Source organism: Enterococcus sp. 7F3_DIV0205 (genome assembly GCF_002141365.2).
Taxonomy (GTDB): Bacteria; Bacillota; Bacilli; order Lactobacillales; family Enterococcaceae; genus Enterococcus_L; species Enterococcus_L palustris.
In genome coordinates this window covers 734,380-758,800 of sequence record NZ_CP147244.1, presented here as the reverse complement: position 1 = coordinate 758,800, position 24,421 = coordinate 734,380, and the positions used below count along the sequence as shown (strand labels likewise).

23 protein-coding genes and 1 pseudogene are annotated in these 24,421 nt (G+C 36.5%); 22 read left to right on the top strand and 2 right to left on the bottom strand.

Annotated elements, in window-relative coordinates; all coding sequences use genetic code 11:
* Positions 1–52 precede the first annotated feature (52 nt).
* The 20 genes and pseudogenes from A5821_RS03470 (at position 53) to A5821_RS03375 (ending at position 19,702) form a co-directional block, all read left to right on the top strand.
* Complete coding sequence (locus tag A5821_RS03470) at positions 53–1,033, top strand: NAD(P)H-quinone oxidoreductase (RefSeq protein ID WP_086313104.1); 981 nt, start codon at positions 53–55, stop codon at positions 1,031–1,033.
* A 16-nt stretch (positions 1,034–1,049) separates the two neighbouring features.
* Complete coding sequence (locus tag A5821_RS03465) at positions 1,050–1,388, top strand: nitrous oxide-stimulated promoter family protein (protein ID WP_086313103.1); 339 nt, start codon at positions 1,050–1,052, stop codon at positions 1,386–1,388.
* Positions 1,389–1,784: 396 nt separating this feature from the next.
* Positions 1,785–2,654, top strand: a complete 870-nt coding sequence (gene aroE, locus A5821_RS03460) for a shikimate dehydrogenase (protein ID WP_086313102.1) — start codon at positions 1,785–1,787, stop codon at positions 2,652–2,654.
* A 29-nt stretch (positions 2,655–2,683) separates the two neighbouring features.
* Entirely contained in the window at positions 2,684–3,706 is a 1,023-nt protein-coding gene (gene aroF, locus A5821_RS03455) for a 3-deoxy-7-phosphoheptulonate synthase (protein ID WP_086313101.1), read from the top strand.
* Positions 3,707–3,768: 62 nt separating this feature from the next.
* Complete coding sequence (gene aroB / locus A5821_RS03450; protein WP_086313100.1) at positions 3,769–4,830, top strand: 3-dehydroquinate synthase; 1,062 nt, start codon at positions 3,769–3,771, stop codon at positions 4,828–4,830.
* Positions 4,831–4,841: 11 nt separating this feature from the next.
* Positions 4,842–6,008 (top strand): chorismate synthase, encoded by a 1,167-nt coding sequence (gene aroC, locus A5821_RS03445; RefSeq protein WP_086313099.1) that lies wholly within the window; start codon positions 4,842–4,844, stop codon positions 6,006–6,008.
* A 29-nt stretch (positions 6,009–6,037) separates the two neighbouring features.
* Positions 6,038–7,135 (top strand): prephenate dehydrogenase, encoded by a 1,098-nt coding sequence (locus A5821_RS03440; protein WP_086313098.1) that lies wholly within the window; start codon positions 6,038–6,040, stop codon positions 7,133–7,135.
* 176 nt (positions 7,136–7,311) lie between these two features.
* Positions 7,312–8,559 carry a 3-phosphoshikimate 1-carboxyvinyltransferase gene (gene aroA / locus A5821_RS03435; RefSeq protein WP_086314300.1) on the top strand — a complete coding sequence of 416 codons (1,248 nt, stop codon included), beginning with the start codon at positions 7,312–7,314 and terminating at the stop codon, positions 8,557–8,559.
* Between the two features lie 15 nt (positions 8,560–8,574).
* The gene (locus A5821_RS03430) at positions 8,575–9,075 is read left to right on the top strand and encodes a shikimate kinase (RefSeq protein WP_086313097.1); all 501 of its coding nucleotides are present in this window, start codon (positions 8,575–8,577) and stop codon (positions 9,073–9,075) included.
* A gap of 12 nt (positions 9,076–9,087) precedes the next feature.
* Positions 9,088–9,936 (top strand): prephenate dehydratase, encoded by an 849-nt coding sequence (gene pheA, locus A5821_RS03425; RefSeq protein WP_086313096.1) that lies wholly within the window; start codon positions 9,088–9,090, stop codon positions 9,934–9,936.
* A 110-nt stretch (positions 9,937–10,046) separates the two neighbouring features.
* The gene (locus tag A5821_RS03420; RefSeq protein WP_086313095.1) at positions 10,047–11,174 is read left to right on the top strand and encodes an LCP family protein; all 1,128 of its coding nucleotides are present in this window, start codon (positions 10,047–10,049) and stop codon (positions 11,172–11,174) included.
* 75 nt (positions 11,175–11,249) lie between these two features.
* Positions 11,250–12,098: a DegV family protein gene (locus A5821_RS03415; protein ID WP_086313094.1), complete on the top strand. Its 849-nt coding sequence runs from the start codon at positions 11,250–11,252 to the stop codon at positions 12,096–12,098.
* 134 nt (positions 12,099–12,232) lie between these two features.
* Positions 12,233–12,850: pseudogene (locus tag A5821_RS03410) on the top strand (DUF5052 family protein).
* 154 nt (positions 12,851–13,004) lie between these two features.
* Positions 13,005–13,196 (top strand): hypothetical protein, encoded by a 192-nt coding sequence (locus tag A5821_RS03405; RefSeq protein ID WP_086313093.1) that lies wholly within the window; start codon positions 13,005–13,007, stop codon positions 13,194–13,196.
* Positions 13,197–13,270: 74 nt separating this feature from the next.
* Positions 13,271–13,753, top strand: coding sequence for a hypothetical protein (locus A5821_RS03400; RefSeq protein ID WP_086313092.1), 483 nt, complete (start codon positions 13,271–13,273; stop codon positions 13,751–13,753).
* Positions 13,754–13,918: 165 nt separating this feature from the next.
* Positions 13,919–14,197, top strand: a complete 279-nt coding sequence (locus tag A5821_RS03395; RefSeq protein WP_086313091.1) for a hypothetical protein — start codon at positions 13,919–13,921, stop codon at positions 14,195–14,197.
* A 19-nt stretch (positions 14,198–14,216) separates the two neighbouring features.
* A complete protein-coding gene (locus A5821_RS03390; protein WP_086313090.1) occupies positions 14,217–16,280 on the top strand; it encodes a cation:proton antiporter in 2,064 nt (687 codons plus the stop codon).
* Between the two features lie 56 nt (positions 16,281–16,336).
* Entirely contained in the window at positions 16,337–18,223 is a 1,887-nt protein-coding gene (locus A5821_RS03385) for an ABC-F family ATP-binding cassette domain-containing protein (protein ID WP_086313089.1), read from the top strand.
* A 12-nt stretch (positions 18,224–18,235) separates the two neighbouring features.
* Entirely contained in the window at positions 18,236–19,183 is a 948-nt protein-coding gene (locus A5821_RS03380; RefSeq protein ID WP_086313088.1) for a thymidylate synthase, read from the top strand.
* A gap of 18 nt (positions 19,184–19,201) precedes the next feature.
* Positions 19,202–19,702, top strand: coding sequence for a dihydrofolate reductase (locus A5821_RS03375; RefSeq protein ID WP_086313087.1), 501 nt, complete (start codon positions 19,202–19,204; stop codon positions 19,700–19,702).
* A 68-nt stretch (positions 19,703–19,770) separates the two neighbouring features.
* Here A5821_RS03375 and lexA read toward each other — a convergent pair whose 3' ends face one another.
* Complete coding sequence (gene lexA / locus A5821_RS03370) at positions 19,771–20,391, bottom strand: transcriptional repressor LexA (protein WP_170922946.1); 621 nt, start codon at positions 20,389–20,391, stop codon at positions 19,771–19,773.
* Positions 20,392–20,723: 332 nt separating this feature from the next.
* Between lexA and A5821_RS03365 the strand changes: the two genes are divergently transcribed.
* Positions 20,724–20,966 carry a DUF896 family protein gene (locus tag A5821_RS03365; protein ID WP_086313085.1) on the top strand — a complete coding sequence of 81 codons (243 nt, stop codon included), beginning with the start codon at positions 20,724–20,726 and terminating at the stop codon, positions 20,964–20,966.
* A gap of 98 nt (positions 20,967–21,064) precedes the next feature.
* A complete protein-coding gene (gene tkt, locus A5821_RS03360; RefSeq protein WP_086313084.1) occupies positions 21,065–23,059 on the top strand; it encodes a transketolase in 1,995 nt (664 codons plus the stop codon).
* Between the two features lie 63 nt (positions 23,060–23,122).
* Here the strand turns inward: tkt and A5821_RS03355 are convergent, their stop codons facing one another.
* On the bottom strand, positions 23,123–24,265 hold the full coding sequence (locus A5821_RS03355) for an LPXTG cell wall anchor domain-containing protein (protein ID WP_086313083.1): 1,143 nt from the start codon (positions 24,263–24,265) through the stop codon (positions 23,123–23,125).
* Between the last annotated feature and the right edge of the window lie 156 nt (positions 24,266–24,421).

Below are 24,421 nucleotides of genomic sequence, written 5' to 3'. Positions count from 1 at the left end.
GATTTCTTTTAAAGATTCTACGGTTTTTTCGTTAAAATCGCGAGGTGTAAAAATGAGAGCTATCGAGTTATCTTATAAGGAAAATCAACCAATCTTAGAACTGACTAAAGATGCAGCATTACCTGAACGAACTTCTAACCAGTTATTGATTAAAGTTGAAGCCGCAGCCATCAATCGTACCGATTTAGTGGCAATAGACACAGGAAAACTACCAAAAGGGAACACAATTTTAGGTGTCGAAGTTTCAGGAACAGTAGTAGAAAGTGACTCTGATGCATTCCCTTGCGGAAGCCGTGTGATGGGGCTTGTAAACGGCGGTGGATATGCAGAGTATGCTGTGATGAGCCTTGGTAATGCAATGCTTTTATCTGATCAATTAACGTTTGTTGAAGGAGCGGCAATTCCAGAAGTATTTTTGACAGCATATCAAACATTATTTTGGCTGGGCGAATTAGGTCCAAATCAATCTGTTTTGATACATGCTGGTGCTAGTGGTGTGGGAAGTGCCGCAATTCAGCTAGTCAAACAACTGACTTCTGCGAAAATCTTTGTCACCGCTGGCTCAGCTGATAAACTTGAATTATGTCGATCATTAGGAGCAGATGTTGTGATTAATTATCATGATGAAGATTTTAGTAAAAGAGTTTTGACTGAGACTGCTGGACAAGGAGTGGATGTTATTTTAGATTTTATTGGTGCCTCTTATTGGGAAAAAAATCTAGCTAGTATTGCTTACGATGGTCGCTTGATTCTTATTGGCATTTTAGGTGGTACAATTATAAAAGAGCTAAATTTAATGGATCTATTAGAAAAAAGAATAGCTATCAAAGGAACTTTACTCACACCCAGAAGTGACTCCTATAAAGCAAAACTGACTAAAGAATTTTCGGATAAGACAACTTCACTTTTTGAAACTGGATACCTAAAACCAGTTGTAGATACGGTTTTTTCACTTGAAGATGTAGAAAACGCACATCAATATATGCGAAGCAATAAAAATAAAGGGAAAATCATTTTAAAAATCAATGACTGAAAAGTGAGAGATGGAAATGGTAAAAAAGAATACTGGACCAAAAATACAAGAAGAAAAACGTACTATTCGAGCAATGATCGATATCTATTATAAAAATCACGAAGCAACTAAGATCAATAAACAAATGTTATTGACTTATTCACATCTTCGATTGGATGTCTGTCGTTTTGGAGAAGAAAAGCCAACGTGTAAGCAGTGTCCTGTACATTGCTATCGACCGGATTATAAAGAGCAAATGAAACAAGTGATGAGATATTCTGGACCAAGAATGTTGCTTTATCATCCAGTTTTAGCTGTAAAACATCTTCTAAAAGAAAATAAAAGTAAAAAAAGCAGTCAAAACCTCGGCAATTAAAGGTTTTTAATTTAAAAAGACAAAAAAATTCAGAACAAAAAGAAAAATAGGTTGACACTTAGTTTTCCTAGGTATATACTGAGAACAATTCTTAAATAAATCAGTTACGGAGTGATTCATATGACAACCATGAAGCATAACCAATCACAACTGAATAATTATTACTTTAGCTATTTTAGATGAGTTTGTATTCATAAACATTATGGATGCAGACTAGCAAGTTTGTATCTATGATGGCTAGGGAATTTTGAGATGACTTTCAGCCGCGTAGATGAGAAAATCTATAGTGGCTTTTATATTACCTATTTTTTGTGAGGTGTTCACTGTAGATTTTTCTAAAAATTTACGTGAATACCTTTTTTGTTTGAAAAAAATCATTTTTTAGGAGGAATTAAGATGGAAAATAAGATTACAGGCCACACTAGACTGGCTGCATTATTTGCTACACCGATCCGTCACAGTGTATCACCAATGATCCATAATACAGCTTTTCAAACATTAGGAATTGACGCGGTATATCTTGCTTTTGAAGTGGGAACAGATGGATTGAAACAAGCCATCGAATCAATCAAAAACTTAGACATGATTGGTGCAAACTTATCAATGCCCAATAAAATCTTAGCCGTTGAGTATATGGATGAGCTAAGTGAAGCCGCTCGCCTGATTGGTGCGGTCAATACTATTACCAATGATCATGGTAAGCTTACAGGGCATAATACTGATGGTACTGGATTTATGAGAAGCTTAGACGATATTGATGTTGATATTATCGGGGGAAAAATGACGATAATAGGAGCGGGCGGGGCAGCGACTGCAATTATTGTTCAAGCAGCATTAGATGGCGTCAAAGAAATTACAGTTTATAACCGAAAAGATGAGTTCTACGAAAAAATCAAAGAAAAATTAGCTTATATTTCAGAAAATACAAGTTGTGTTATTACATTAAACGATTTATCTGATGAACACAGTTTGGCTAAAGATGTAGCTGAAAGTGCACTATTATTAAATGCAACAGGTGTCGGAATGAAACCACTAGAAAACCAAACGCCGATTCAGGATTTCTCTATCATTCGTCCAGATTTAGCGGTGTGCGATGTCATCTACACCCCTAGAGAAACAGAATTCCTAAAACAAGCTCGTTTACGTGGCGCTAAAACCAACAATGGTTTAGGAATGTTGCTATATCAAGGAGCTGCAGCATTTGAAAAATGGACAGGACAAGAAATGCCAATAGAAATCGTAAAACCAATTATTGAAAACAACTAAATTAGAATTGACTGAAGGAGAGAATATACATGATCGTAATTATGAAATCAGAAGCAACGAAGGCACAAATCAAATCGGTGATCGAACGAGTAAAAAAAGAGGGACTAGAAGTTCATTTAAGTGAAGGCAAAGAGCAGACCATCATTGGTTTGGTTGGTGACACAAGAAAAATGCAAGATGTAGCATTCAATAGTTACGATGGTGTTGAAAACGCAGTAAGAATTTCCTTAACATACAAATTAACAAGTCGAGAATTTCATCCAGAAAACACAGTTGTGGATGTTGATGGCGTTAAGATAGGCGATGGAAGTATGACGATGATGGCAGGACCTTGTTCAATCGAAAGTTTAGATCAAATCCGTGAATGTGCTAGAATCGCAAAAGCAGGAGGCGCAACGATTTTACGTGGTGGTGCATTTAAACCAAGAACATCTCCTTACGCTTTCCAAGGCTTAGAAGAAGAAGGGTTAAAATACATTCGCCAAGCAGCCGATGAATTTGACATGAAAGTTATTACAGAAGTGATGGACGAAGCTCATATCGATATGATTGCTGAATACAGTGATATTTTACAAATCGGTGCTAGAAACATGCAAAACTTCAAATTATTACAAGCTGTTGGGAAAACGGGTAAACCAATTGGCTTAAAACGTGGTATTTCTGGTACAATTGATGAGTGGTTAAATGCAGCTGAATACATCGCCGCTCAAGGAAATTTCAATGTAATTTTCATTGAACGTGGCATTCGTACCTACGAAACGGCAACACGTAATACACTTGATTTAAGTGCTGTTCCATTAATTAAAAAATTAAGTCATTTTCCAATCATTGTTGATCCAAGCCATGGGGTAGGAATTTGGGATCTAGTTCCTTCGATGGCACGAGCTGGAGTTGCAGCAGGGGCAGATGGTTTAATTGTTGAAATACACCCAGATCCAATTAATGCATGGTCTGATGGTCCACAATCACTAAACGAAAAAACTTACATGCGTATGATGAAAGAAGTTCATATTATTGAAAAAGCAATGAAAGAAATCAATGCTTTAGGATAAATAAGTAAAACAAAGAACAACTGAAGGTTATTATTTTCTCATTAAAAAAGGAGTTGAAACATGTGAAACTAACAGTAAATTTACCCAATCATTCGTATGATCTGACTATCGAAAAAGGCTTGTTAAAAGACATTGGTCCTTGGACAAAGAAACTGTGGTCGCCACAAAAGATTGTGATCATAACGGATACGAATGTTCAACCTTTATATGGAGATCAAGTTTACAAAAGCTTGAAAGACGCAGGATTTGAACCTTCAACTTTTGTGATCGAAGCAGGAGAGCAAAGTAAGAGCTTGTCTGTAGCCGCTGATATTTATGATTTTCTGGCAGATGAAGGATTGACTAGAAGCGATGGAATCATCGCTTTAGGTGGCGGTGTTGTGGGAGATTTGGCTGGTTTTGTTGCCTCAACCTATATGCGTGGTCTTCATTTTTTACAAGTTCCAACGACATTATTGGCTCAAGTAGACAGTAGTATTGGTGGGAAAACAGCAGTTAATACAAAAAAAGCTAAAAACTTAGTCGGTACATTTGCTCAGCCTGATGGTGTTTTAATTGATCCAGATACTTTGAGTACGTTGGAAATCAGACGGATTCAAGAAGGGATTGCTGAAATCATCAAATCTGCTGCTATTGCCGACGAAGATTTATGGCACAAGCTAGACTTACTAGTAGACGAACATGATTTGATCGTACATGCAACTGAAATTATTTCTGCATGCTGTAAAATCAAACGGAAAGTTGTCGAAGAAGACGAATTAGATAACGGCGTTCGTTTGCTTTTAAACTTTGGTCATACAATTGGTCATGCATTAGAAAATACTGCTGGCTATGGTAATTTAACTCATGGTGAAGGTGTAGCAATCGGGATGAGCCAAATCACACGAGTAGCCGAAAGTAAAAATTTGACACCGGTTGGTACGACCGAGCAATTAAATAAAATGATTCAAAAATTCAATTTACCAACTACATCAGATCAATGGGATCATGAACAATTATACACGGCACTGACTCATGATAAGAAGACACGAGGCGGGAAAATCAATATTATTTTATTAGAATCTATTGGAAAAGCCAAAATTGTTCGTATCCCAATAGAAGAAATGAAGAGTTATTTAGATTAGGAGGAAAACACATGCGTTTTATTACTGCGGGAGAATCACATGGACCAGAATTAACAGCAATTATCGAAGGCCTACCGGCAGGTATGCCATTATCACCAGAGGATATCAATCTAGAATTAGCAAGAAGACAAGGCGGATATGGCCGTGGAGGGAGAATGTTGATCGAAAAGGATCAAGTAAGAATCACTTCTGGTATTCGTCATGGCAAAACATTAGGTTCTCCAGTGACACTTGTCGTTGAAAATAAAGATTGGAAAAATTGGACTTCAGTAATGTCGATAGAGGAAGTTTCTGAGAAAGAGAAAAAGATCCGTCGGGTAAATAAACCACGCCCAGGACATGCAGATCTTGTCGGCGGTATCAAATACCAACATGATGATCTCAGAAATGTCTTAGAACGTTCTTCAGCGCGTGAAACAACGATGCGAGTTGCGATTGGCGCAGTTGCTAAAAAATTACTAAAGGAATTGGATATTGAAGTAGCTGGTCATGTTGCCATCTTAGGCGGAATCAAAGCTGAAATTCCTGATAATTTAACAGTTAAGGAAATTCAAGAACGCTCGGAGAATTCAGACGTTCGTGTGCTTGATCCTTCTGTTGAACAAGAAATTCGTGACTTGATTGATAGAACAAAGAAAAATGGTGATACAATTGGCGGTGTTGTAGAAGTCGTTGTTGGCGGTGTTCCAATCGGGTTAGGCAGTTATGTTCAATGGGATCGCAAATTAGATGCGAAAATTGCTCAAGCTGTGACAAGTATTAACGCCTTTAAAGGTGTTGAATTCGGGATTGGCTTTGAAATGGGCTTTAAACCCGGCAGCCAAGTCATGGATGAAATCGTTTGGAATAAAGACACGGGTTACACAAGAACGTCCAATAATCTAGGCGGTTTTGAAGGCGGGATGACAAATGGAATGCCTATCGTGGTTAGAGGCGTTATGAAACCTATTCCGACTTTATATAAACCATTGCAAAGTGTTAACATCGATACAAAAGAACCTTACAAAGCAAGCGTAGAGCGATCTGACAGTACAGCTGTTCCTGCAGCAAGTGTTGTTTGTGAAGCTGTAGTTGCAACTGAAATAGCGCAAGCCATGTTGGAAAAATTTGGTAGTGATGCTTTTGAACAAATGAAAGAAGAAGTTGAATCCTACCGTCGCTATACTCAGACGTTTTAATCAAAACTAAACATGGAGAGTGAAGCGAAATGAATAAAAAGGTTCTGATTGTCGGTCTAGGTTTGATTGGCAGTTCATTAGCATTATGTATCAAAAAAGAACATCCATCTGTAGAAATTATTGGAATGGATAATCAAGCAAACTCGGAAGAATTTGCATTGAAGCGAAAAATTATCGATCGAAAAGCAACTTCTTTTGAAGAAGCAGCGGTGAAAGCAGATATCATTTTTCTATGTACTCCGGTTAAAAGCATGATGAAGCAATTAACATTATTGGGAACTTTGCCGTTAAAACAAAATGTGATTATTTCCGATGTCGGAAGCACGAAGCTAGAAATTATTGAAACAGCTAAAAAAGCAGGCTTGCATACCTTTGTCGGCGGACATCCAATGGCTGGATCACACAAATCAGGTGTAACGGCTGCAGATGAAAATTTATTTGAGAATGCGTATTATATTTTAACTTTCTCGGAAGTAGAGAAGCAAAGTCAAATTCGAGAACTACAAGAATTACTACACGGGACACGAGCAAAATTTGTAGTTCTTACAGCTGAAGAACATGATCAAATTACAGGAATGCTCAGTCATCTGCCGCATATTATTGCCGCAGGTTTAGTGAATCAAAGTAAGGTTTTCAATGAGGAACATCCGCGTTCTCAACAATTAGCGGCCGGCGGCTTTCGGGATATTACACGAATTGCTTCTTCTGACCCGCAGATGTGGACGGATATTTTGTTAAGCAACAAAAAGGCATTATTAGCGTTAATAAGTTCATGGCAAAATGAAATGGAACAAGTTTCTACTTGGATTCAAACTGAAAATAAAGAAGCCATTTTTCAATTTTTTTATGAAGCAAAGGAAACTCGTAATCAAATGCCTGTGCACAAGGAAGGTGCCATTCCGGCATTCCATGATTTATTTGTAGATGTACCCGATGTACCAGGCGTGATTGCTGAGATTACTGCTTTATTGGGGAGAGCTCAGCTTTCATTAATTAATTTGAAAATTCTTGAAACTCGTGAAGATATCTATGGTATTTTGCAATTGACGTTTAAACGCCAAGAAGATTTAAAAAGAGCAAAACAAACAATAGAAAAAGAAACAGATTATTTGTGTTATGAAAAATAAATAATATGGACTTTTTTTTAGAGGAACTGTTATGATTTTAGATACGTTGCTGTGCAAATCAATCTTTAGAAAAAGATACACATCAATACTTTCTACAAGATGCTAGGATTTGTTCCGCTTTTAAAATTAGGAGGGATATTTTGGATTTAGTAATCAACAAAGTTGGCTTGAATGGAATGATCGATATTCCTAGCGATAAATCAATTTCGCATCGAAGTATTATGTTTGGTGCAATCGCACAAGGGAAAACGACAATCAAAAATTTCTTGCGTGGCGATGACTGTTTAAGTACTTTAAAAGCTTTTCAGGATTTAGGCGTTAACATTGAAGATGATGGCGAAACAATTACAGTTCATGGAACAGGTTTTTCGGGATTAACACAAGCTAAGCAGGCAATCGATGTTGGAAACTCAGGGACTACGATTCGTTTGATCATGGGAATTTTAGCAGGAACGAATTTTACTACAGAGCTCTTTGGTGATCATTCCATTGCCAAACGACCGATGAACCGTGTAATGATGCCGATCAATCAGATGGGGGCTGAATGTACAGGTCATGATGGAACAGAATTTCCGCCTCTAACTGTAAAAGGGACAGAAAATCTTAAGCCGATTAATTATCAAATGCCGGTCGCCAGTGCACAAGTCAAGTCTGCAATTTTATTTGCGGCTTTACAAGCACACGGAGAATCCGTTATTGTAGAAAAAGAAAAAACACGAGATCATACAGAAGACATGATTCGTCAATTCGGTGGTAACATTGCTGTTTCAGGAAAGGAAATTCGGATTGAAGGACCACAAAAATTAGTAGGACAAGAAGTTACTGTACCAGGTGATATTTCTTCCGCCGCCTTTTTCCTTACAGCGGGTTTGATTATTCCAGATAGTCGAATTGTCCTAAATAATGTAGGCTTAAATCCTACCCGTACTGGAATTATTGATGTTATTCAGCAAATGGGTGGGAAACTAATGATCGAAGAGACAATGAGTGACGTGAATAAAGCGGGGACATTGATTGTTGAAACGAGTGAGTTAAACGGAATCGAAATCAGTGGCGAAATTATTCCAAGATTGATTGACGAACTACCAATCATCGCCTTATTGGCAACACAAGCAAAAGGGACTACGATCATTCGAGATGCTGAAGAGTTAAAAGTGAAAGAAACCAATCGAATCGATGCTGTGGCCAATGAATTAAACAAAATGGGTGCTAATATAGAACCCACAGATGATGGGCTGATTATCCACGGTAAGACGAAGCTGCATGGGGCAAAAGTTACTAGCTACGGCGATCACCGTATTGGTATGATGTTGCAAATCGCCGCTCTTTTAGTAAAAGAAGGAACGGTGGAATTAGAAAAAGCTGAAGCAATTTCTGTTTCTTACCCCAGATTTTTTGATGATTTAACTAAATTATATCGATAAACGGAGGAGCAAAGTATGAAGGGAATTATTTTAATTGGTTTTATGGGAGCAGGTAAGACAACAGTTGGAAAACTACTGTCAGAAAAAACAGGTATGGAGCATATCGATTTCGACGATAAAATCGTTGAAGAAATTGGTATGACGATTCAAGAATATTTTGATTTACATGGGGAAGAAGCATTCAGAGAAAGAGAAACGAATGTCTTAAAGCGATACCTAAACCACAATCAAGTTGTATCAACTGGAGGCGGGATCGTTATGAGACCGGAGAATCGGGAGCTTCTAAAACAAATGGCTCCTGTTGTTTATTTACAAACGAAACCGGAAGTTTTTATACCACGCTTGAAACACGATCATACAACTGTCAGACCTTTAGTTGTGTCAAAATCTCCAGAAGAAATCAGAGAGGTTTTTGAACCAAGAATTCCATTTTATGAGGAAAGTGCCAGCTTAGTTGTTGCGACAGATGATCGAACACCAGAAGAAATTGTACACGAAATATTAGAGAAGATATAAGTAGGTGAGCCAATGAAAGTCGGATTTTTAGGTCCAGAAGCTTCTTTTACTCATAATGCAACGAAAACTGCTTTTCCTGATGATGAGTTGATCTCTTATCATTCGATTCCGGCTTGTATAAAAGGTGTTGAGTTTGGAGAAGTCGACTTAGGTGTTGTGCCGATTGAAAATACGATTGAAGGATCTGTCAACACGACAGTAGATTATCTTTTTCATCAAACTACGATTCCTGTAGGAGCAGAAATCGTCTTACCAATTTATCAACAATTGATGGTCGCAAAAAACAACAAAGATATCTGGCAGGAAACAACTAAAATTTTATCGCATCCTCAAGCATTGGCGCAATCACAAGAATTTATTCGCACCTATTTTCCAATGGCTGATCTTGAAGCAACGCCGTCCACCGCTTATGCTGCAAATTTTGTTGCGAGCCATCCAGATCAAAAAATTGCAGCAATTGCACCCAAACTTTCTGCTGAGAAATATGATCTTAAAATTGTTGGCAAAGACATTCAGGATGTGGCGATTAATCAAACCAGATTTTGGGTGATCGGATCTGAAAAAGTCGAGTTACCGATCAAAGCAACTGACAAAAAATTAACCATTGCATTGACGATGCCAAATAATATGCCAGGAGCTTTACACAAAGCATTATCTGTTTTTAGTTGGCGAGAAATTGATTTAAGTAAAATTGAATCACGACCTCTGAAAACAACTTTAGGTGAATACTTCTTTTTAATTGATATCAATGTTCAAAAACCGCAGCAGTTACTAGATAATGCTATAGAAGAAATATGTTTAATGGGTGGATCAGTCAAAATATTCGGGAATTATGCGATTCATCCAATCAACGGAGTATAAAGATCTGAAAAGGTCTTTTTATTTTTTGTTAAATTTTAGCTATCTAATAGGAATTTTTAGTGAAATAAGGTATGCTTATAACTGTTGTTAATTAAAGTGAGGTGGAAATGATGAGCCGTGTAGATCGCTATAAACACATACATGATAAATCAAAACCAATAGAAGAAAAAAACGGTTTTAATCCTAGAAAAGAAAAAAATCATACAGAAGTACCTAGAGATAGCTATAATCAGGAACAAGAACCACTAAATGAGCAAAATCAAAATGTTGAACCAACAAATAGCACTGAAAAAGCGAAAGGCTTTACGAAGAAAGAAAAAAAACCGAAGAAACCAAAAATAAAAAGACGGTTTAGTTGGCCCAAAAGAATCGTTTTATTTTTTGTGTTGCTGATAGTCTTAGCAGTGGGATTCTTTTTCAAAGGGAAATCTTATGCTGAAAATGATAATTCGTTACCTAAAGAAGCAATAGAAACCTTTAATGGGGTGAAAAGTGCGAATGGTGCGAATAATATCTTGATTTTAGGTAGTGATACAAGGGGCGAAGATGCTGGACGTGCAGACACTATTATGGTGCTTCAACTAGATGGACCTTCAAAAAAACCTAAATTGATTTCATTCATGCGGGATACCTTTGTTGATATTCCAGGTTATGATGACAATAAGATCAATGCAGCTTATGCATTAGGTGGAGCAGATCTAGTTCGTCAAACGTTAGCTGAGAACTTCAATATTCAAACTAAATACTATGCGAAAGTCGATTTTCAATCATTTGAAAAAATTATTGATTCAATGTTTCCAAGCGGTGTCAAAATTGATGCTGAAAAAGATTTAAACTTAGATGGGGTGGACATTGCCAAAGGTAGCCAGAAGATGGATGGACACACACTGTTGCAGTATTCACGCTTTAGAAAAGATGAGGAAGGCGATTTCGGTCGTGTTCGCCGGCAACAACAAGTGATGACAGCTGTTATGGGACAATTAAAAAATCCTTTAGCGTTACTCCGTACTCCAGAATCTCTAGGTCGCCTAGTTGGCTATATGTCAACGGATGTTCCTACAACATTTATGCTGCAAAACGGCCCATCCTTAATGTTAAAAGGGGGCAGCGGGATTGAGCGCTTAACAATTCCAGTTGAGGGATCTTGGAGTAACCTAGATATTGATTACGCGGGTAGTGTTCTTCAAATTGACTTGGACACAAATAAATCAGCCGTTCAAAGTTTTCTGGGTCAATAAGTATTTTATTTAATTATGACCTGATTTATGCTATATTTATAGTACCGTGTAAAATTAGTGAAACGAGGTTACAAAATGAAAATTGCTATTGTGACAGATAGTACGGCTTATTTACCTGAGCGAATCAAGAACTCTTCTGATCTGTTTGTTATTCCTATACCTGTAATTCTGGATGGGAAGATTTATAATGAAGGAATTGATATCGAAGCTGATGAATATTACAGCTTGTTGAATAGTAGTAAAGAATTTCCGACAACTTCTCAACCTGCATTAGGTGAAGTGATTGAACTGTACAAAAAAATTGCTGCTAAAGGATATGATACAATTATTAGTATCCATCTCTCATCTGGAATTTCAGGATTTGTTAATACGTTATTTACGTTAACCGATTCGATCGAGGGCGTCACGCTTTATCCTTACGACTCTAAAATAACGAGTGTACCAATGGGACATATGGTCGAAGCTGCCTTGGATTTAGTGAAAGAAAATGCGAGTTTGGAAGAGATCTTTGCAAAATTAGACATCATTAGAGATAATACGTATGCTTATTTGATTGTTGATGATTTGAATAATCTAGTGCGCGGCGGTCGTTTAACCAATGGTGCGGCATTGATTGCTGGATTATTGAAAATCAAACCTATTTTGACTTTTGAAGATGGTAAGATCGTCCTCTTTGAAAAAATTCGTTCAACGAAAAAAGCATTTGCTCGTGCTGAGCAAATCATCGGTAAACGAGATGAAGAAATCGGTAGACCTGTGAAATTATATGTGATTCATGCAAACAATTTAGAAGTTGCCGAAGAAGAGAAAGCAAAGCTCCAAGAAAAATACCCAAATGCAATTATTGAAATTGGTCATTTTAATCCGGTTATCGGAACTCATTTAGGTGAAAAAGCTATTGCACTATGTATCTCAGCTCAGTAACTAAAGTATAGAATTTAAGGGTGAAATAAAGCTGTTAGCCAGTTTTATTTTATCCTTATTTTTTTGTTTCGTACTTTAGATGGATACCTTTTGATGACAATATTTGTTATGATTAAAAGAAGGAGGAGAAGTAAATGAAAAAATGTCGGGTTAAAAAGGCTACAGCTTTTGTTTTTTTAATGTGTAGCATGTTGGCTGTATTAAGTGGTTGTCAAAATATTAGAATGTTTTTTAAAGGGTTTGAAGAAAATTTTAAAGGATTAGAGATGTCGATCCAAACATATGATGAACAAAGTCAGCTGGTTGATCAAGTTGTCGGCAAATCAGTGAAAATTGAACGAGATGAGACATTTGACATTCAGGAAGGGGAAAATGAAAAAAAAGGCGATGTCATTCAAATCACCATCGGAAAACACTAGATGCATCATGTAGGATCTTCAATGATCATCAGTGAAACTGGGTTGGAAAACGTTTTTGAAAAGTATGCGAAGACGATAGATGTTGAAAACTTTGATCGAGGTGTCCCCTTCATCAATAGTATGGTCAATGACTTAAAAAATTCGTTTACTGGTAAGAAAAAAGTTGTCTTGATTCGCAGTCAAAACGGTACGCCATTAGCAACTTATGCAGGAGATAAAGTCTCAATGTATCAAACGGATGTCCCTAAGAGTACTGGGTTATTGATAGATGGAAAGTATTTATTTATTTATCGCTGTGATTACACCATTTATGATACAGATTTATTGACTTAACAACTGTATCTGTATCGTTCAACTAAAAAGAAATAGTGTGTTACAATAAAAAATAAATCATGCTATTTTAATCGATTATCGATAAAAAATAACGATTCAATAGTCATTTTCCTTTAAAAATAAGGTATACTTAAAGAAAAAGGAGGGCGAGTGGATGAATCTAATAGAAGAACGTTTGCAAAAAGAAAAAATGAAACAAGTTCAACTACTCGCAGCATATTACCAAGTGGTCAATCGTTTACCTCTTGGTAATAAGAGAGATCAGATGATTCGAGATATATTAGCTTGCAAAGATAAAATAAAAAAAATAAATCAGCAATTAACAGAATTAAATAAAAATGACTAATTAGTTTTCGGGTGTGCCTACTTACGTTCATTTAGGTAATTAAATAGTAAAATCCATTTATAAAGGAGTATATTTTGGTAATAGATTTTTTTACAGTATTACTCGCAGCTTTTGTTGTGGTTATGTATAGTTACTTGGGTTTGGTAAGAAGAAGTGTTTTGATCAAAAATGTTAAAAGAAAATTTATTTTTGGTGTAGTGATTGGATTCAGTTTGTTTATCTTGATCCTCTCTTTGATCAGCGAACAAACGGTCGATCAAAGAATTCGTAGTTTTCTTTCAATTTTGCTTGTTTTGAGTTTTTTACTGGATACAAAGGGTCTTTCAGATGATCGACTTATTTTAGGTCCATTTGATAAGAATGGCGTCATGTATCAAGATATCGAGAAAATGGCTTTATTACTTAAGAAAGAAGAAATCCGTTTAAATTATTTTAAAAATGGCCGGCGTGGTCCAATGATGACATTTTCAATTCCCTTAGAGGATTTATTAGCGTTTCTCTCTGAGCGTTTAAATGAAGAGACTGAAATCAGTATTTTAGTGGATGAAGAGAAATAAACGAGCAAAAGAGGAGAAAACAATATGTTTTTTTCAGTATTTATCAAAGTTGTGGAAACAAGTAGTCAATTTGAAAAGATTTTTTTAAATAATAGTTAATTTTAGTAGGTATTTCTTTAACTGTTTGCTATAATGTGCAGAGAAATTCTGAAAGGAAGTATTGTTGTGAATAAAGAAATAGAACAACGAATCGCTGAATTACGTGAAAAATATAAAGAATTGCCCCCGGAGAAAAAAGCCGAATGGGAACGTCATATAAAAAAGAGAAATTTTTTGAACTATAAAAAAATTGAATTGATCAAATCTGAGTTACTTCGTTTAGAAGCGCGTCGCGCTCAACTAGAACTGTGTGATAGAGAAAAAGAACTTGAATTAGTAGAGAAAAAGATTACCTGTAAAAAAGAAAAATTATTACGGTATTTAGGAAAACAGCTTAATCAATAGTGAATAAGGGGGATACGAGATGGAGTTTGTTTATTTAATTATTGTTTTTGCTTTTGCGATAACATTCTCAAATGTCTTCAATCGAATCGTTCCAATCATCCCTTTACCAATCGTACAAATAATCGTTGGGGTTTTAATTGGTTTGACAGATATCGGTCGGGAAATAACATTTGAACCAGAAATATTTTTAGTAATGATCATAGCACCATTGTTGTTCCGTGAAGGAGAACGAAACGATATTTCTGCTACTATGAAAAATTTTAGTGTTATTTTATTTTTAGCTTTCATTGGCGTTTTGATCACACTTGTAAGTGTGGGATGGGCTTTACATATGGTTATTCCTGCTTTGCCGATTGCAGCTTGTTTTGCTTTGGGTGCAGCACTTGGACCTACAGATGCAGTCGCTGTAGGTTCTTTATCTGGAAAAATCCAGATACCACCTAAAGCGATGCATATTTTAGAAGGCGAAGGCCTGATAAATGACGCATCTGGTGTTACTGCCTTTCAATTTGCGCTTGCAGCATTACTGACAGGCAGCTTCTCCGCTACAGATGCGGGAATTACGTTGATTGTTTCCAGCATCGGAGGTGCCATTGTAGGTGCTGCTTTGGTCATGATCAAGCGGCAAGTCGTGATGATTTTAGAAAAAGCTTCTGCAAGAGATGTAACTGGTTATTTGTTATTAGAGCTATTGTTGCCTTTTTTGGCATATATGGTTGCTGAACTTTTTCATGTTTCGGGAATTATTGCTGCCGTTGTGGCAGGGGTTATGCAAGCCGCTAGTTTTAAAAAGGTCTCATTATTCGAGGCAGAACTTTCAAACGTTTCTGAAAGCACTTGGGGTACTATTACATTTATGTTGAATGCATTAGTTTTTCTTTTTTTAGGAATAGAGTTATCACAAGTTTTTTCACCGATTTGGAATAGTGAAACGTATTCAAATAGTTTCTTAATGGTAGTTGTTCTGATTTTAAGCGTTACACTATTTGTTGCACGTTTTTTCTCGATTGTATTGATCTATAGTGTAAAGAATGGTTTGAAAAATGTTTGGCAGTCAATGAACGAAATGTTGATTCTAACATTTGGCGGAGTCAAAGGAACAGTTAGTTTAGCGACGATTTTCATCTTGCCTTTAACTATCAATGGGCAAGATTTTCCTGAACGATCCTTACTTTTATTTATTACAGCGTGTGTAATCTTAGTTACATTAGTTGGCGGCATTCTTGTTTTGCCATTTTTAACTGAGTCTGATGAGGTAGAAAGTACCAATATTCAAGGTATTACTTTGTTGCAAGAAGTTATGGAGAGACTTAAAAAGATAAATCATGAAGATCCTCATGTCGAAATGAATGTTGTCATTGAGAATTACCAAGACCGTGTGAAAGAATTATATACAGAGCAATTGCCTTCGGATCAGAGACAAGAGGTACAGGAATTAAGGGCACTGATTGTTTCGATTGAGCGTGACGGTTTAGAAGAAAGCTTCCGCCAAAAAGAAATTGGGATTGAAGGTTATCGACTTTATGAACGCCTGATTTCAAGGATGGAACGTTCTATTGCAAGGCAGCTTTTGTCTATTATTGGTTTTTGGTTGCTCTTTGTTCGTCAAATCATTGCATTTTTTGTTCATCCTAATTTATTGTTTGCCAAAAAAGATGAAGAGAATCGACGAGAATATCAAAAAGAAGAATTAGAAAATGTTCGACAAGTCTTTTTACAAAATACAGAAGTTATTTTAAAAAGTTTAGATAATTTAAAAGGTGTTTATGATGATGAAATCATACAATTCTTTATTGAGGGGCGTTTACAATTTGCTCATAGATTAGAAGATGGAACTTTTATTGATTCATTTATCGTACGATCTCAGTCCAACTATGTTAAGGAACTTTTGATTGGGTATCAAGAAGAACGTAGAATGATCGATGAATATGAGCTTTCTGAAAAAATAACTTCTTTTGAAGCAAATGAATACCGTAAAAATGTTAATTTATTAGAATCATATTCAATCAATGATGTTTCCAGTACCATTCCATTGAGAAAATTGACAAGAGAATTAAAAAAAGAAGCAGACCAAGAAAACTAGCTTCTTTTTTTTACTTTTATTTGTTACAATAGGCAGGATGAAAAGGGCGTGAGCATATGAATGAGTTAAAAGTAAATGAATTGACCAAAACATATGGAGAGAAGACATTATTTGATCATATTTCTTTCCATATTCATGATAAAGACCGGATTGGTTTAATCGGGACAAATGGAACGGGGAAAACGAGCTTATTAAATATTTTGGCAGGTAAGGATAGCGGTGATGGGGATATTGAATCCATTCAACAAGCGAATGATTATCAAATAGGCTACCTTTCTCAAGATCAGGAGTTTGACCCTGATTTAACCGTGGTAGAAGCTGTTTTTCAGGGAGATACACCTATTATTCAAGCGGTAAAAAACTACGAATTGGCGTTACTTGCTTTGGCTGAAGATGGTCTTAGCGAAGTTGCACAAAAACAATATGCACAAGCAGAAGAACGTATGAATAAAGAAGATGCTTGGACTGCTGATACTGATGCCAAAATTATTTTACAAAAATTAGGCATAGAAACGTTACATAAAAAAATTGGTGAGTTATCCGGTGGGCAAAAGAAACGTGTTAGTCTAGCTCAAGTATTGATAGAATCACCAGATCTACTATTACTTGATGAACCGACCAACCACTTAGATTACGAAGCAATCAGTTGGCTTGAAAGCTTTTTAAATGGTTATCGCGGGGCAATTTTAATGGTAACTCATGACCGTTATTTCTTAGATCGAGTAACAAACCGAATTTTTGAATTGTCTTTTGGGAAGTTATATGAATATAAAGGGAATTATGAAGCTTATATTATTGCTAAAGCAGAACGTGAGCGTGTTGGTGTTGAACAAGAAGAAAAAAGAAAACAACTTTACAAACAAGAACTAGAGTGGATGCGTGCTGGCGTAAAAGCACGTGGGACTAAACAACAAGCGAGACAAGACCGCTTCCATGATCTTAAAGAAAACCTTCATCAAGTCAATCAAAAAGGGCAATTGGAAATAGATGTTGCGACACAAAGATTGGGTAAAAAAGTTTTAGAAATCAAAGATGGAAGTTACGGAATCGAACATAAAACACTTTTAAAAGAATTTGACTTACTTGTTCAAGCAAAAGATCGCATTGGTATTACTGGGAAGAATGGTGCTGGAAAATCGACACTATTAAATATTTTAGCTGGGCGTTTACCTTTGGATAGTGGGATGTATTCGATTGGAGAAACAGTTAATCTTGCATACTATACACAGCAAAATGAAGCAATGGATCCGAATCAACGCATGATTTCATATTTACAAGATGCAGCAGAGCAAGTGCAAAGAACAGATGGAACAAGTATTGGGGTCGCCGAACTACTGGAACGATTTCTGTTTCCACGATTTATGCATGGTACAATCATCGGCAAACTTTCTGGTGGTGAAAAACGCCGCTTATACTTGTTAAAACTATTGATTGGTCAACCAAATGTGTTATTATTGGACGAACCGACAAATGATTTAGATATTGATACTTTAACAATATTAGAAGATTATATTCAAACATTTAAAGGGGCTGTGATCGCTGTTTCTCATGACCGTTATTTTCTTGATAAAACAATGGATAAGTTATTAGTTTTTCAAGGAGAAGGTCAAATCACAACCTATTTTGGTTCAATGAGTGAGTATCTTACTACAAATAAAGAGCAATCGAAAAAGTTAGTTAAAACTGAAACAAAACCACTTAAAGAAACTGAAAAAAAAGCAAAGACCAAATTAACCTACATGGAACAAAAAGAGTGGGCATCAATTGAAGATGACATAGCAAAACTTGAAGAACGTTCAGATCAACTTACACAAGAGATGAATCATCAAGGAGATGACTTCACAAAATTACAAGAGCTTCAGTCAAGCTTGTCCATAGTGGAACAAGAACTTGAAGAAAAAATGGAACGTTGGGAATATTTGAGTGAATTTGCAGAAAATTAGGAGGCAGTAACTATGGAAGAAGCATATTTAGCATTAGGCCGTAAGATTTTAGAGGAAGGTCATTTGAAAGAAGATCGCACTGGAACAGGTACAAAAAGTATTTTTGGACATCAAATGCGTTTTGATCTGACAAAAGGATTTCCTTTGTTAACGACTAAGCGAGTGCCGTTTGGTTTAATTAAAAGCGAGCTTTTATGGTTTTTAAATGGTGATACGAACATCCGCTATCTCCTGCAACATAACAATCACATATGGGATGAATGGGCTTTTGAACGTTATATCAAAAGTGATGAATACCAAGGTCCTGATATGACAGACTTTGGTCGTCGTGTTCTTGTTGATGAAGAATTTAAGAAAAGCTATGAAAAAGAACATAAAGAATTCTGTAATAAAATTTTATCGGATGATATTTTTGCTGAGAAACATGGTGAACTAGGCAATATTTATGGAGCTCAGTGGCGCCATTGGGAAACCAAAGACGGTAGTTTCATCGATCAACTAAAAAATGTTATTGAAATGATAAAAAAAACGCCTGATTCAAGACGTCTGATCGTGTCTGCTTGGAATCCAGAAGATGTTCCATCAATGGCTTTGCCGCCGTGTCATACAATGTTTCAATTTTATGTGAATGATGGTAAACTAAGTTGCCAGCTGTATCAACGCAGTGGAGACGTTTTTCTAGGTGTTCCTTTCAACATTGCCAGTTATGCTTTATTAACGCATTTAATTGCTCATGAAACAGGTTTAGAAGTAGGCGATTTCGTGCATACATTAGGAGATGCACATTTATATACCAACCATGTTGATCAAATGAATGAACAACTTACTCGAGAGATTCGATCTTTTCCAACGATAAAATTGAATCAAGAAAAAAAATCTGTTTTTGATTTTGATATGGAAGATATTGTTATAGAAGGATATGATCCGCATCCAGCAATCAAGGCACCGATTGCCGTTTAATTTGAAAGGAGTTTCCTGATGCTAGCAGCCATATGGGCACAAGATGAAAAAGGGACGATCGGTAAAGAAAATCGATTACCTTGGCATTTGCCAAATGATCTGAAATTTTTTAAGCAAATGACTGAAGACAACACGATTGTTATGGGAAGAAAAACTTTTGAGGGAATGGGAAGCCGCCCACTGCCGAATCGTCAGACGATTGTCCTGACAAGAGACAAAGGATACCGTGCAAAAGGGGTCATTGTATTTCATACGATTGATGAAGTTCTAGATTACGCTAAAACTTTTGCTGGGATTACATTTATTGCAGGTGGTTCAGCAGTGTATGAGGACTTTTTACCTTATTGTGATGTGCTGTATCGTACAGTGATTCATCATATATTTGATGGTGATACGAAATTTCCAACTGTTGCTTGGGATGATTGGACATTAATCAATTTAAGTGAAGGATCTAAGGACGAAAAAAATAGTTATGATTATCAGTTCGAGACATATCAGCGTAAAGTAGCAGCTGATTAAAACGTTAATGAGGCTTATTCGGAGGAATAACAAAAAAACATACTATTGCTAGTATGTTTTTTTGTTATTTAAATATGATTGCGGTATAAACCAACAACTTTACCTAAAATACTCACATTACTTAAAATAATTGGATCTAGCGCATCATTTTCAGGTTGTAAACGAATATGATCTATCTCTTTAAAAAATCGTTTGCAAGTAGCTTCATCTTCATCAGTCATAGCAATGACGATGTCACCATTTGATGCAGAGCTTTGTTTACGGACAATTACTTGATCACCATCCAAAATCCCTGCGTTGATCATACTTTCACCTCTGATAGTCAGCATAAACAGAGCATTTTCTTCTGCTTTTAAATCAGGAGGAAGAGGGAAGAAATCAGAAGCTTCTTCTACAGCTAAGATAGGTTCCCCAGCGGTAACAACTCCGAGCATCGGGATAACTGTTGGTTTAACACCAATTTTATCCAGGCCGTCCGCTGTTAATTCAATTGCTCTTGGTTTAGTGGGATCACGTAAAATCAACCCTTTTTTTTCTAAACGGGCTAAGTGTCCATGAACAGTAGATGTTGAAGAAAGATCAACCGCCTTACCAATTTCTCTAACGGTCGGGGGATAGCCTTTCAGTTCGACTTGTTCGTATATATATTTTAAAACCTCAACTTGCCTTGTGTCTGTACGTTTCACCAAAACCCGCACCTTCTTTCAATTTATAATTTTAGTGTACCATAGTTTTATATAGGAATCAAACAGGCGTTCGTATTTTTTTGAAATAAGTACTGTTAGGGCAATTTTTGTATAGAATAGGCAGTTTTGTTTCTTTTTTATCTAAGAATATAGTTGTATTTTTTGTGTGCATCTTATAAGATAGACATGGAATGTAAACTTGTCTAGCTATATGGGGTAGCAATAAGCTCGATTTTTTATAATAATAGAATATGACTGCGAAAAAGTATTACAGAACTATTTTTATCTGAGCGCTGAGCGAGCCTATCTAGTTTTTAAAATAAGGAGGTATGACTATGTTATCGTCTGAAAAAATGAACCGAATCAATGAACTTGCTAAAAAGGCAAAAGAAGGTGAATTGACTGAGAAAGAAAAAGCAGAACAAAAAGTACTTCGTCAAGAATATTTAGCTGCTTTTCGCGGTGGTATGCGTCATCATATCGAGGGAATGAAAGTGGTTGATCCTAAAGGAAATGATGTAACGCCAGAAAAATTGAAAGAGATCCAGAAAGCTAAAGGATTGCACAACAGGAAATAATTTTAGTTTTTTTTACTAAAAGTAATTGCTTTCATAAACGAAATACGATAAAATATAGTTAATAAAGGTAAAAAAAACCTAAATAGGAGATGATTTTTTTGTTCGACAACACTGATCAGTTAGGCGTCAATACAATTCGCACACTAAGTATCGAAGCAGTACAAAAAGCAAATTCAGGACATCCTGGATTACCAATGGGTGCTGCACCTATGGCCTATGCGCTTTGGACAAAGCATTTAAAAGTAAATCCAAAAACATCAAGAAATTGGGTAGATAGAGACCGCTTCATTCTATCTGCTGGTCATGGTTCTGCAATGTTGTATAGTCTGCTTCATTTAGCAGGATACGGTGTATCGATGGATGATCTGAAAAGTTTCCGTCAATGGGATAGCAAAACACCCGGACATCCTGAAGTTCATCATACAGATGGTGTTGAAGCAACGACTGGTCCTTTAGGACAAGGCATTGCAATGGCTGTTGGTATGGCAATGGCTGAAGCGCATACTGCTGCGACTTATAATCGTGATAGCTTTCCAGTAATCGATCACTATACTTATGCACTATGTGGTGACGGTGATCTGATGGAAGGTGTTTCGCAAGAAGCTAGTTCAATGGCCGGACATATGAAGCTAGGTAAGCTGATCGTGTTATATGATTCAAATGATATCTCATTAGATGGACCAACATCAAAAGCATTTACAGAAAATGTTGGGGCTCGCTACGAAGCATATGGTTGGCAACATATCTTAGTGAAAGATGGTAATGATTTAGAAGAAATTTCAAAAGCAATCGAAGCAGCAAAAGCTGAATCCGATAAACCAACATTGATAGAGGTCAAAACAGTTATCGGTTATGGCGCTCCAAAAGAAGGAACATCTTCTGTTCATGGCGCACCAATCGGAGCAGAAGGAATTACTGCTGCTAAAGCCGTTTATGGTTGGGAATATCCTGATTTTACAGTTCCAGAAGAAGTTGCTGCTCGTTTTAAAGAAACAATGGTAGACGAAGGCGGAAAAGCCGAAGACAAGTGGAATGAAATGTTTGCCAATTACACAAGAGAGCATCCTGAATTGGCTAAACAATTCAAACAAGCCTTCTCTGATGAGCTTCCTGAAAATTGGGATAGTGAACTACCAACTTATGAAGTAGGTTCAAGCGCAGCTAGTCGAGTAACGAGCAAAGAAACAATTCAAGCAATTTCTAAGGCTGTACCAGGTTTCTGGGGCGGTTCTGCTGATTTATCTGCTTCAAATAATACAATGGTCGCAGCTGAAAAAGATTTTGAGCCGGGACAATATGAAGGCCGCAATATTTGGTTTGGTGTCCGTGAATTTGCAATGGCGGCAGCAATGAATGGCATTCAATTACATGGAGGAAGCCGTGTTTATGGCGGAACATTCTTTGTTTTCACAGACTACTTACGTCCTGCGGTCCGCTTAGCAGCAATCCAAAATACGCCTGTAACCTATGTGTTAACACATGATTCTGTCGCTGTAGGTGAAGATGGACCAACGCACGAGCCTGTTGAACAATTAGCAAGTATTCGTTGTATGCCAGGTGTCCAAGTGATTCGTCCAGCCGATGGTAACGAAACAGTTGCAGCATGGAAGATTGCTATGACAACAAAAAATGCTCCAACAGTGTTAGTTCTAAGTCGTCAAAACTTACCTGTTATTGAAGGAACAAAAGAACATGCAGGAGAACTTGTCCAAAAAGGCGCTTATGTAATTTCGAAGCAAAAAGGCGAAAAACCAGAAGGTATCTTAATTGCAACTGGTTCAGAAGTTAATTTAGCGATTGAAACCCAAAAAGCTTTAGCAGAACAAGGAAAAGATGTTTCGGTTGTTTCAATGCCTAGTTTTGATTTGTTTGAAAAACAATCGGCGGAATACAAAGAGTCAGTTTTACCTAAAGCTGTGACCAAACGAGTAGCAATTGAAGCTGCTTCACCATTTGGCTGGGAACGGTATGTTGGAACTGAAGGCACAACTGTAACGATTGATCACTTTGGTGCTTCTGCCCCTGGAGATCTAGTCTTGAAAGAATTTGGTTTTACCGTGGATAATGTAGTTTCAAAATATAATAGTCTATAAAAATAAAAAACAGAAATTCACGAGTTGTGAATTTCTGTTTTTTTATTTTTTAAATTAAGAATTTTATATTATCTTTTTATAGATAAAAGGTATTGATAAGATGGTAAGAAAACCTAGAATGACCAATTTGAAATTTTTATTTTCTCCTGTTTTAGGAAGATTTTTTGTTGTTTTACCAATTGGTTTGGTATTTATCGTAGTATCAGAAGAAGCTGTTTTTTCTGGAATAGTAAATGAGACGGTTTCACTGTAATCATCCCCAAGATAGGCAGTGATAGTTAGCACAGTGCCTGGAGCAAGGGGGGCTTCTTTATATGAAAAATAGCCGTTTTCATCACTCATTACACGCGCTTGTCCCATAGTAGTTGGCATCGTAAGTCCAACAGCTGCATGAGGAGCAGTTTTTCCACTGAGGGTTCCTGTGTCATGATCATAAGATAAATCACTGATTGTTAAGGTGGCAGCTTTCGTCGGGATTGTATAACTGATCTCTTCACCAGAAGCCCCGTTTAAATAAGCAATAAACATGACTTCCTGACCAGAAGAAAATTGACCTACAAACGAAAAGTTCCCATTCTTATCTGTTGTTGTTAAGCCATCTACTTTTGGACTTTTATTAGCAGAAAGAGTAGCATAAATTTCAGCACCAGGAGCAGTTTTACCTGAAACAGTTTTAGTTGCAAAATCATAAGATAAATTTGAAATTGTTAACGAAGGATCATTCGGAATAATAAAAGTAGTCGGTTCACTAAGTACGTCATTTAGTTGTGCGGTAAGGCTTATTTTTCTTCCTGTATCAAAAAGGTGATTAATGGAAAAATGTCCATTATTGTCAGCTTCCGCTGTCGCACTTGGTTCCGCAATTCCGTTTGAATCATAAACAATTGTAGCGTAAACTGTAGCTCTTGGAGCGGTTTTACCTGAAATAGTTTTAGATACAAAATCATAGGATAAACTTGAAATAGTCAAACTAGAATCGGCTGAATTTCTATTTTCGCGTGAACTCTCAGTCGAATTTTCAGTTTTTTTCGTTTTAGACTCTGCAGAAGAAGTTGATTGCTCTTCAGATACTGCTTCAGATGTTACAGGAATATTACTGGAATTTTCTTCAGAACTTGTAATTGTTTCTCCCAAACTGATAGTAGGTAACACTGTTAAACCGACTAATAATGTGCTTATACCCAACCATATTGCCATTTTTTTCATTTTATTCACTCCACTTAAAGTTTTTTGTAATCATTACGTAATAATTGTAACGTAAAAGAAAAGTATTGCAATCGTTTTATAGACATTTAAAAAAACTTAATAATTGCGGGACAAAGGTATTTATCTAAAAAAAACGTCCGAATAATAGACACTAAG

What these genes read in the sequence shown, in the direction of transcription:
- A5821_RS03470 (WP_086313104.1), top strand. Translation starts at nt 53, where the DNA reads ATGAGAGCTATCGAGTTATCTTATAAGGAAAATCAACCAATCTTAGAA.
- A5821_RS03465 (WP_086313103.1), top strand. Translation starts at nt 1,050, where the DNA reads ATGGTAAAAAAGAATACTGGACCAAAAATACAAGAAGAAAAACGTACT.
- aroE (WP_086313102.1), top strand. Translation starts at nt 1,785, where the DNA reads ATGGAAAATAAGATTACAGGCCACACTAGACTGGCTGCATTATTTGCT.
- aroF (WP_086313101.1), top strand. Translation starts at nt 2,684, where the DNA reads ATGATCGTAATTATGAAATCAGAAGCAACGAAGGCACAAATCAAATCG.
- aroC (WP_086313099.1), top strand. Translation starts at nt 4,842, where the DNA reads ATGCGTTTTATTACTGCGGGAGAATCACATGGACCAGAATTAACAGCA.
- A5821_RS03440 (WP_086313098.1), top strand. Translation starts at nt 6,038, where the DNA reads ATGAATAAAAAGGTTCTGATTGTCGGTCTAGGTTTGATTGGCAGTTCA.
- aroA (WP_086314300.1), top strand. Translation starts at nt 7,312, where the DNA reads ATGATCGATATTCCTAGCGATAAATCAATTTCGCATCGAAGTATTATG.
- A5821_RS03430 (WP_086313097.1), top strand. Translation starts at nt 8,575, where the DNA reads ATGAAGGGAATTATTTTAATTGGTTTTATGGGAGCAGGTAAGACAACA.
- pheA (WP_086313096.1), top strand. Translation starts at nt 9,088, where the DNA reads ATGAAAGTCGGATTTTTAGGTCCAGAAGCTTCTTTTACTCATAATGCA.
- A5821_RS03420 (WP_086313095.1), top strand. Translation starts at nt 10,047, where the DNA reads ATGAGCCGTGTAGATCGCTATAAACACATACATGATAAATCAAAACCA.
- A5821_RS03415 (WP_086313094.1), top strand. Translation starts at nt 11,250, where the DNA reads ATGAAAATTGCTATTGTGACAGATAGTACGGCTTATTTACCTGAGCGA.
- A5821_RS03405 (WP_086313093.1), top strand. Translation starts at nt 13,005, where the DNA reads ATGAATCTAATAGAAGAACGTTTGCAAAAAGAAAAAATGAAACAAGTT.
- A5821_RS03390 (WP_086313090.1), top strand. Translation starts at nt 14,217, where the DNA reads ATGGAGTTTGTTTATTTAATTATTGTTTTTGCTTTTGCGATAACATTC.
- A5821_RS03385 (WP_086313089.1), top strand. Translation starts at nt 16,337, where the DNA reads ATGAATGAGTTAAAAGTAAATGAATTGACCAAAACATATGGAGAGAAG.
- A5821_RS03380 (WP_086313088.1), top strand. Translation starts at nt 18,236, where the DNA reads ATGGAAGAAGCATATTTAGCATTAGGCCGTAAGATTTTAGAGGAAGGT.
- A5821_RS03375 (WP_086313087.1), top strand. Translation starts at nt 19,202, where the DNA reads ATGCTAGCAGCCATATGGGCACAAGATGAAAAAGGGACGATCGGTAAA.
- A5821_RS03365 (WP_086313085.1), top strand. Translation starts at nt 20,724, where the DNA reads ATGTTATCGTCTGAAAAAATGAACCGAATCAATGAACTTGCTAAAAAG.
- A5821_RS03355 (WP_086313083.1), bottom strand. Translation starts at nt 24,265, where the DNA reads ATGAAAAAAATGGCAATATGGTTGGGTATAAGCACATTATTAGTCGGT.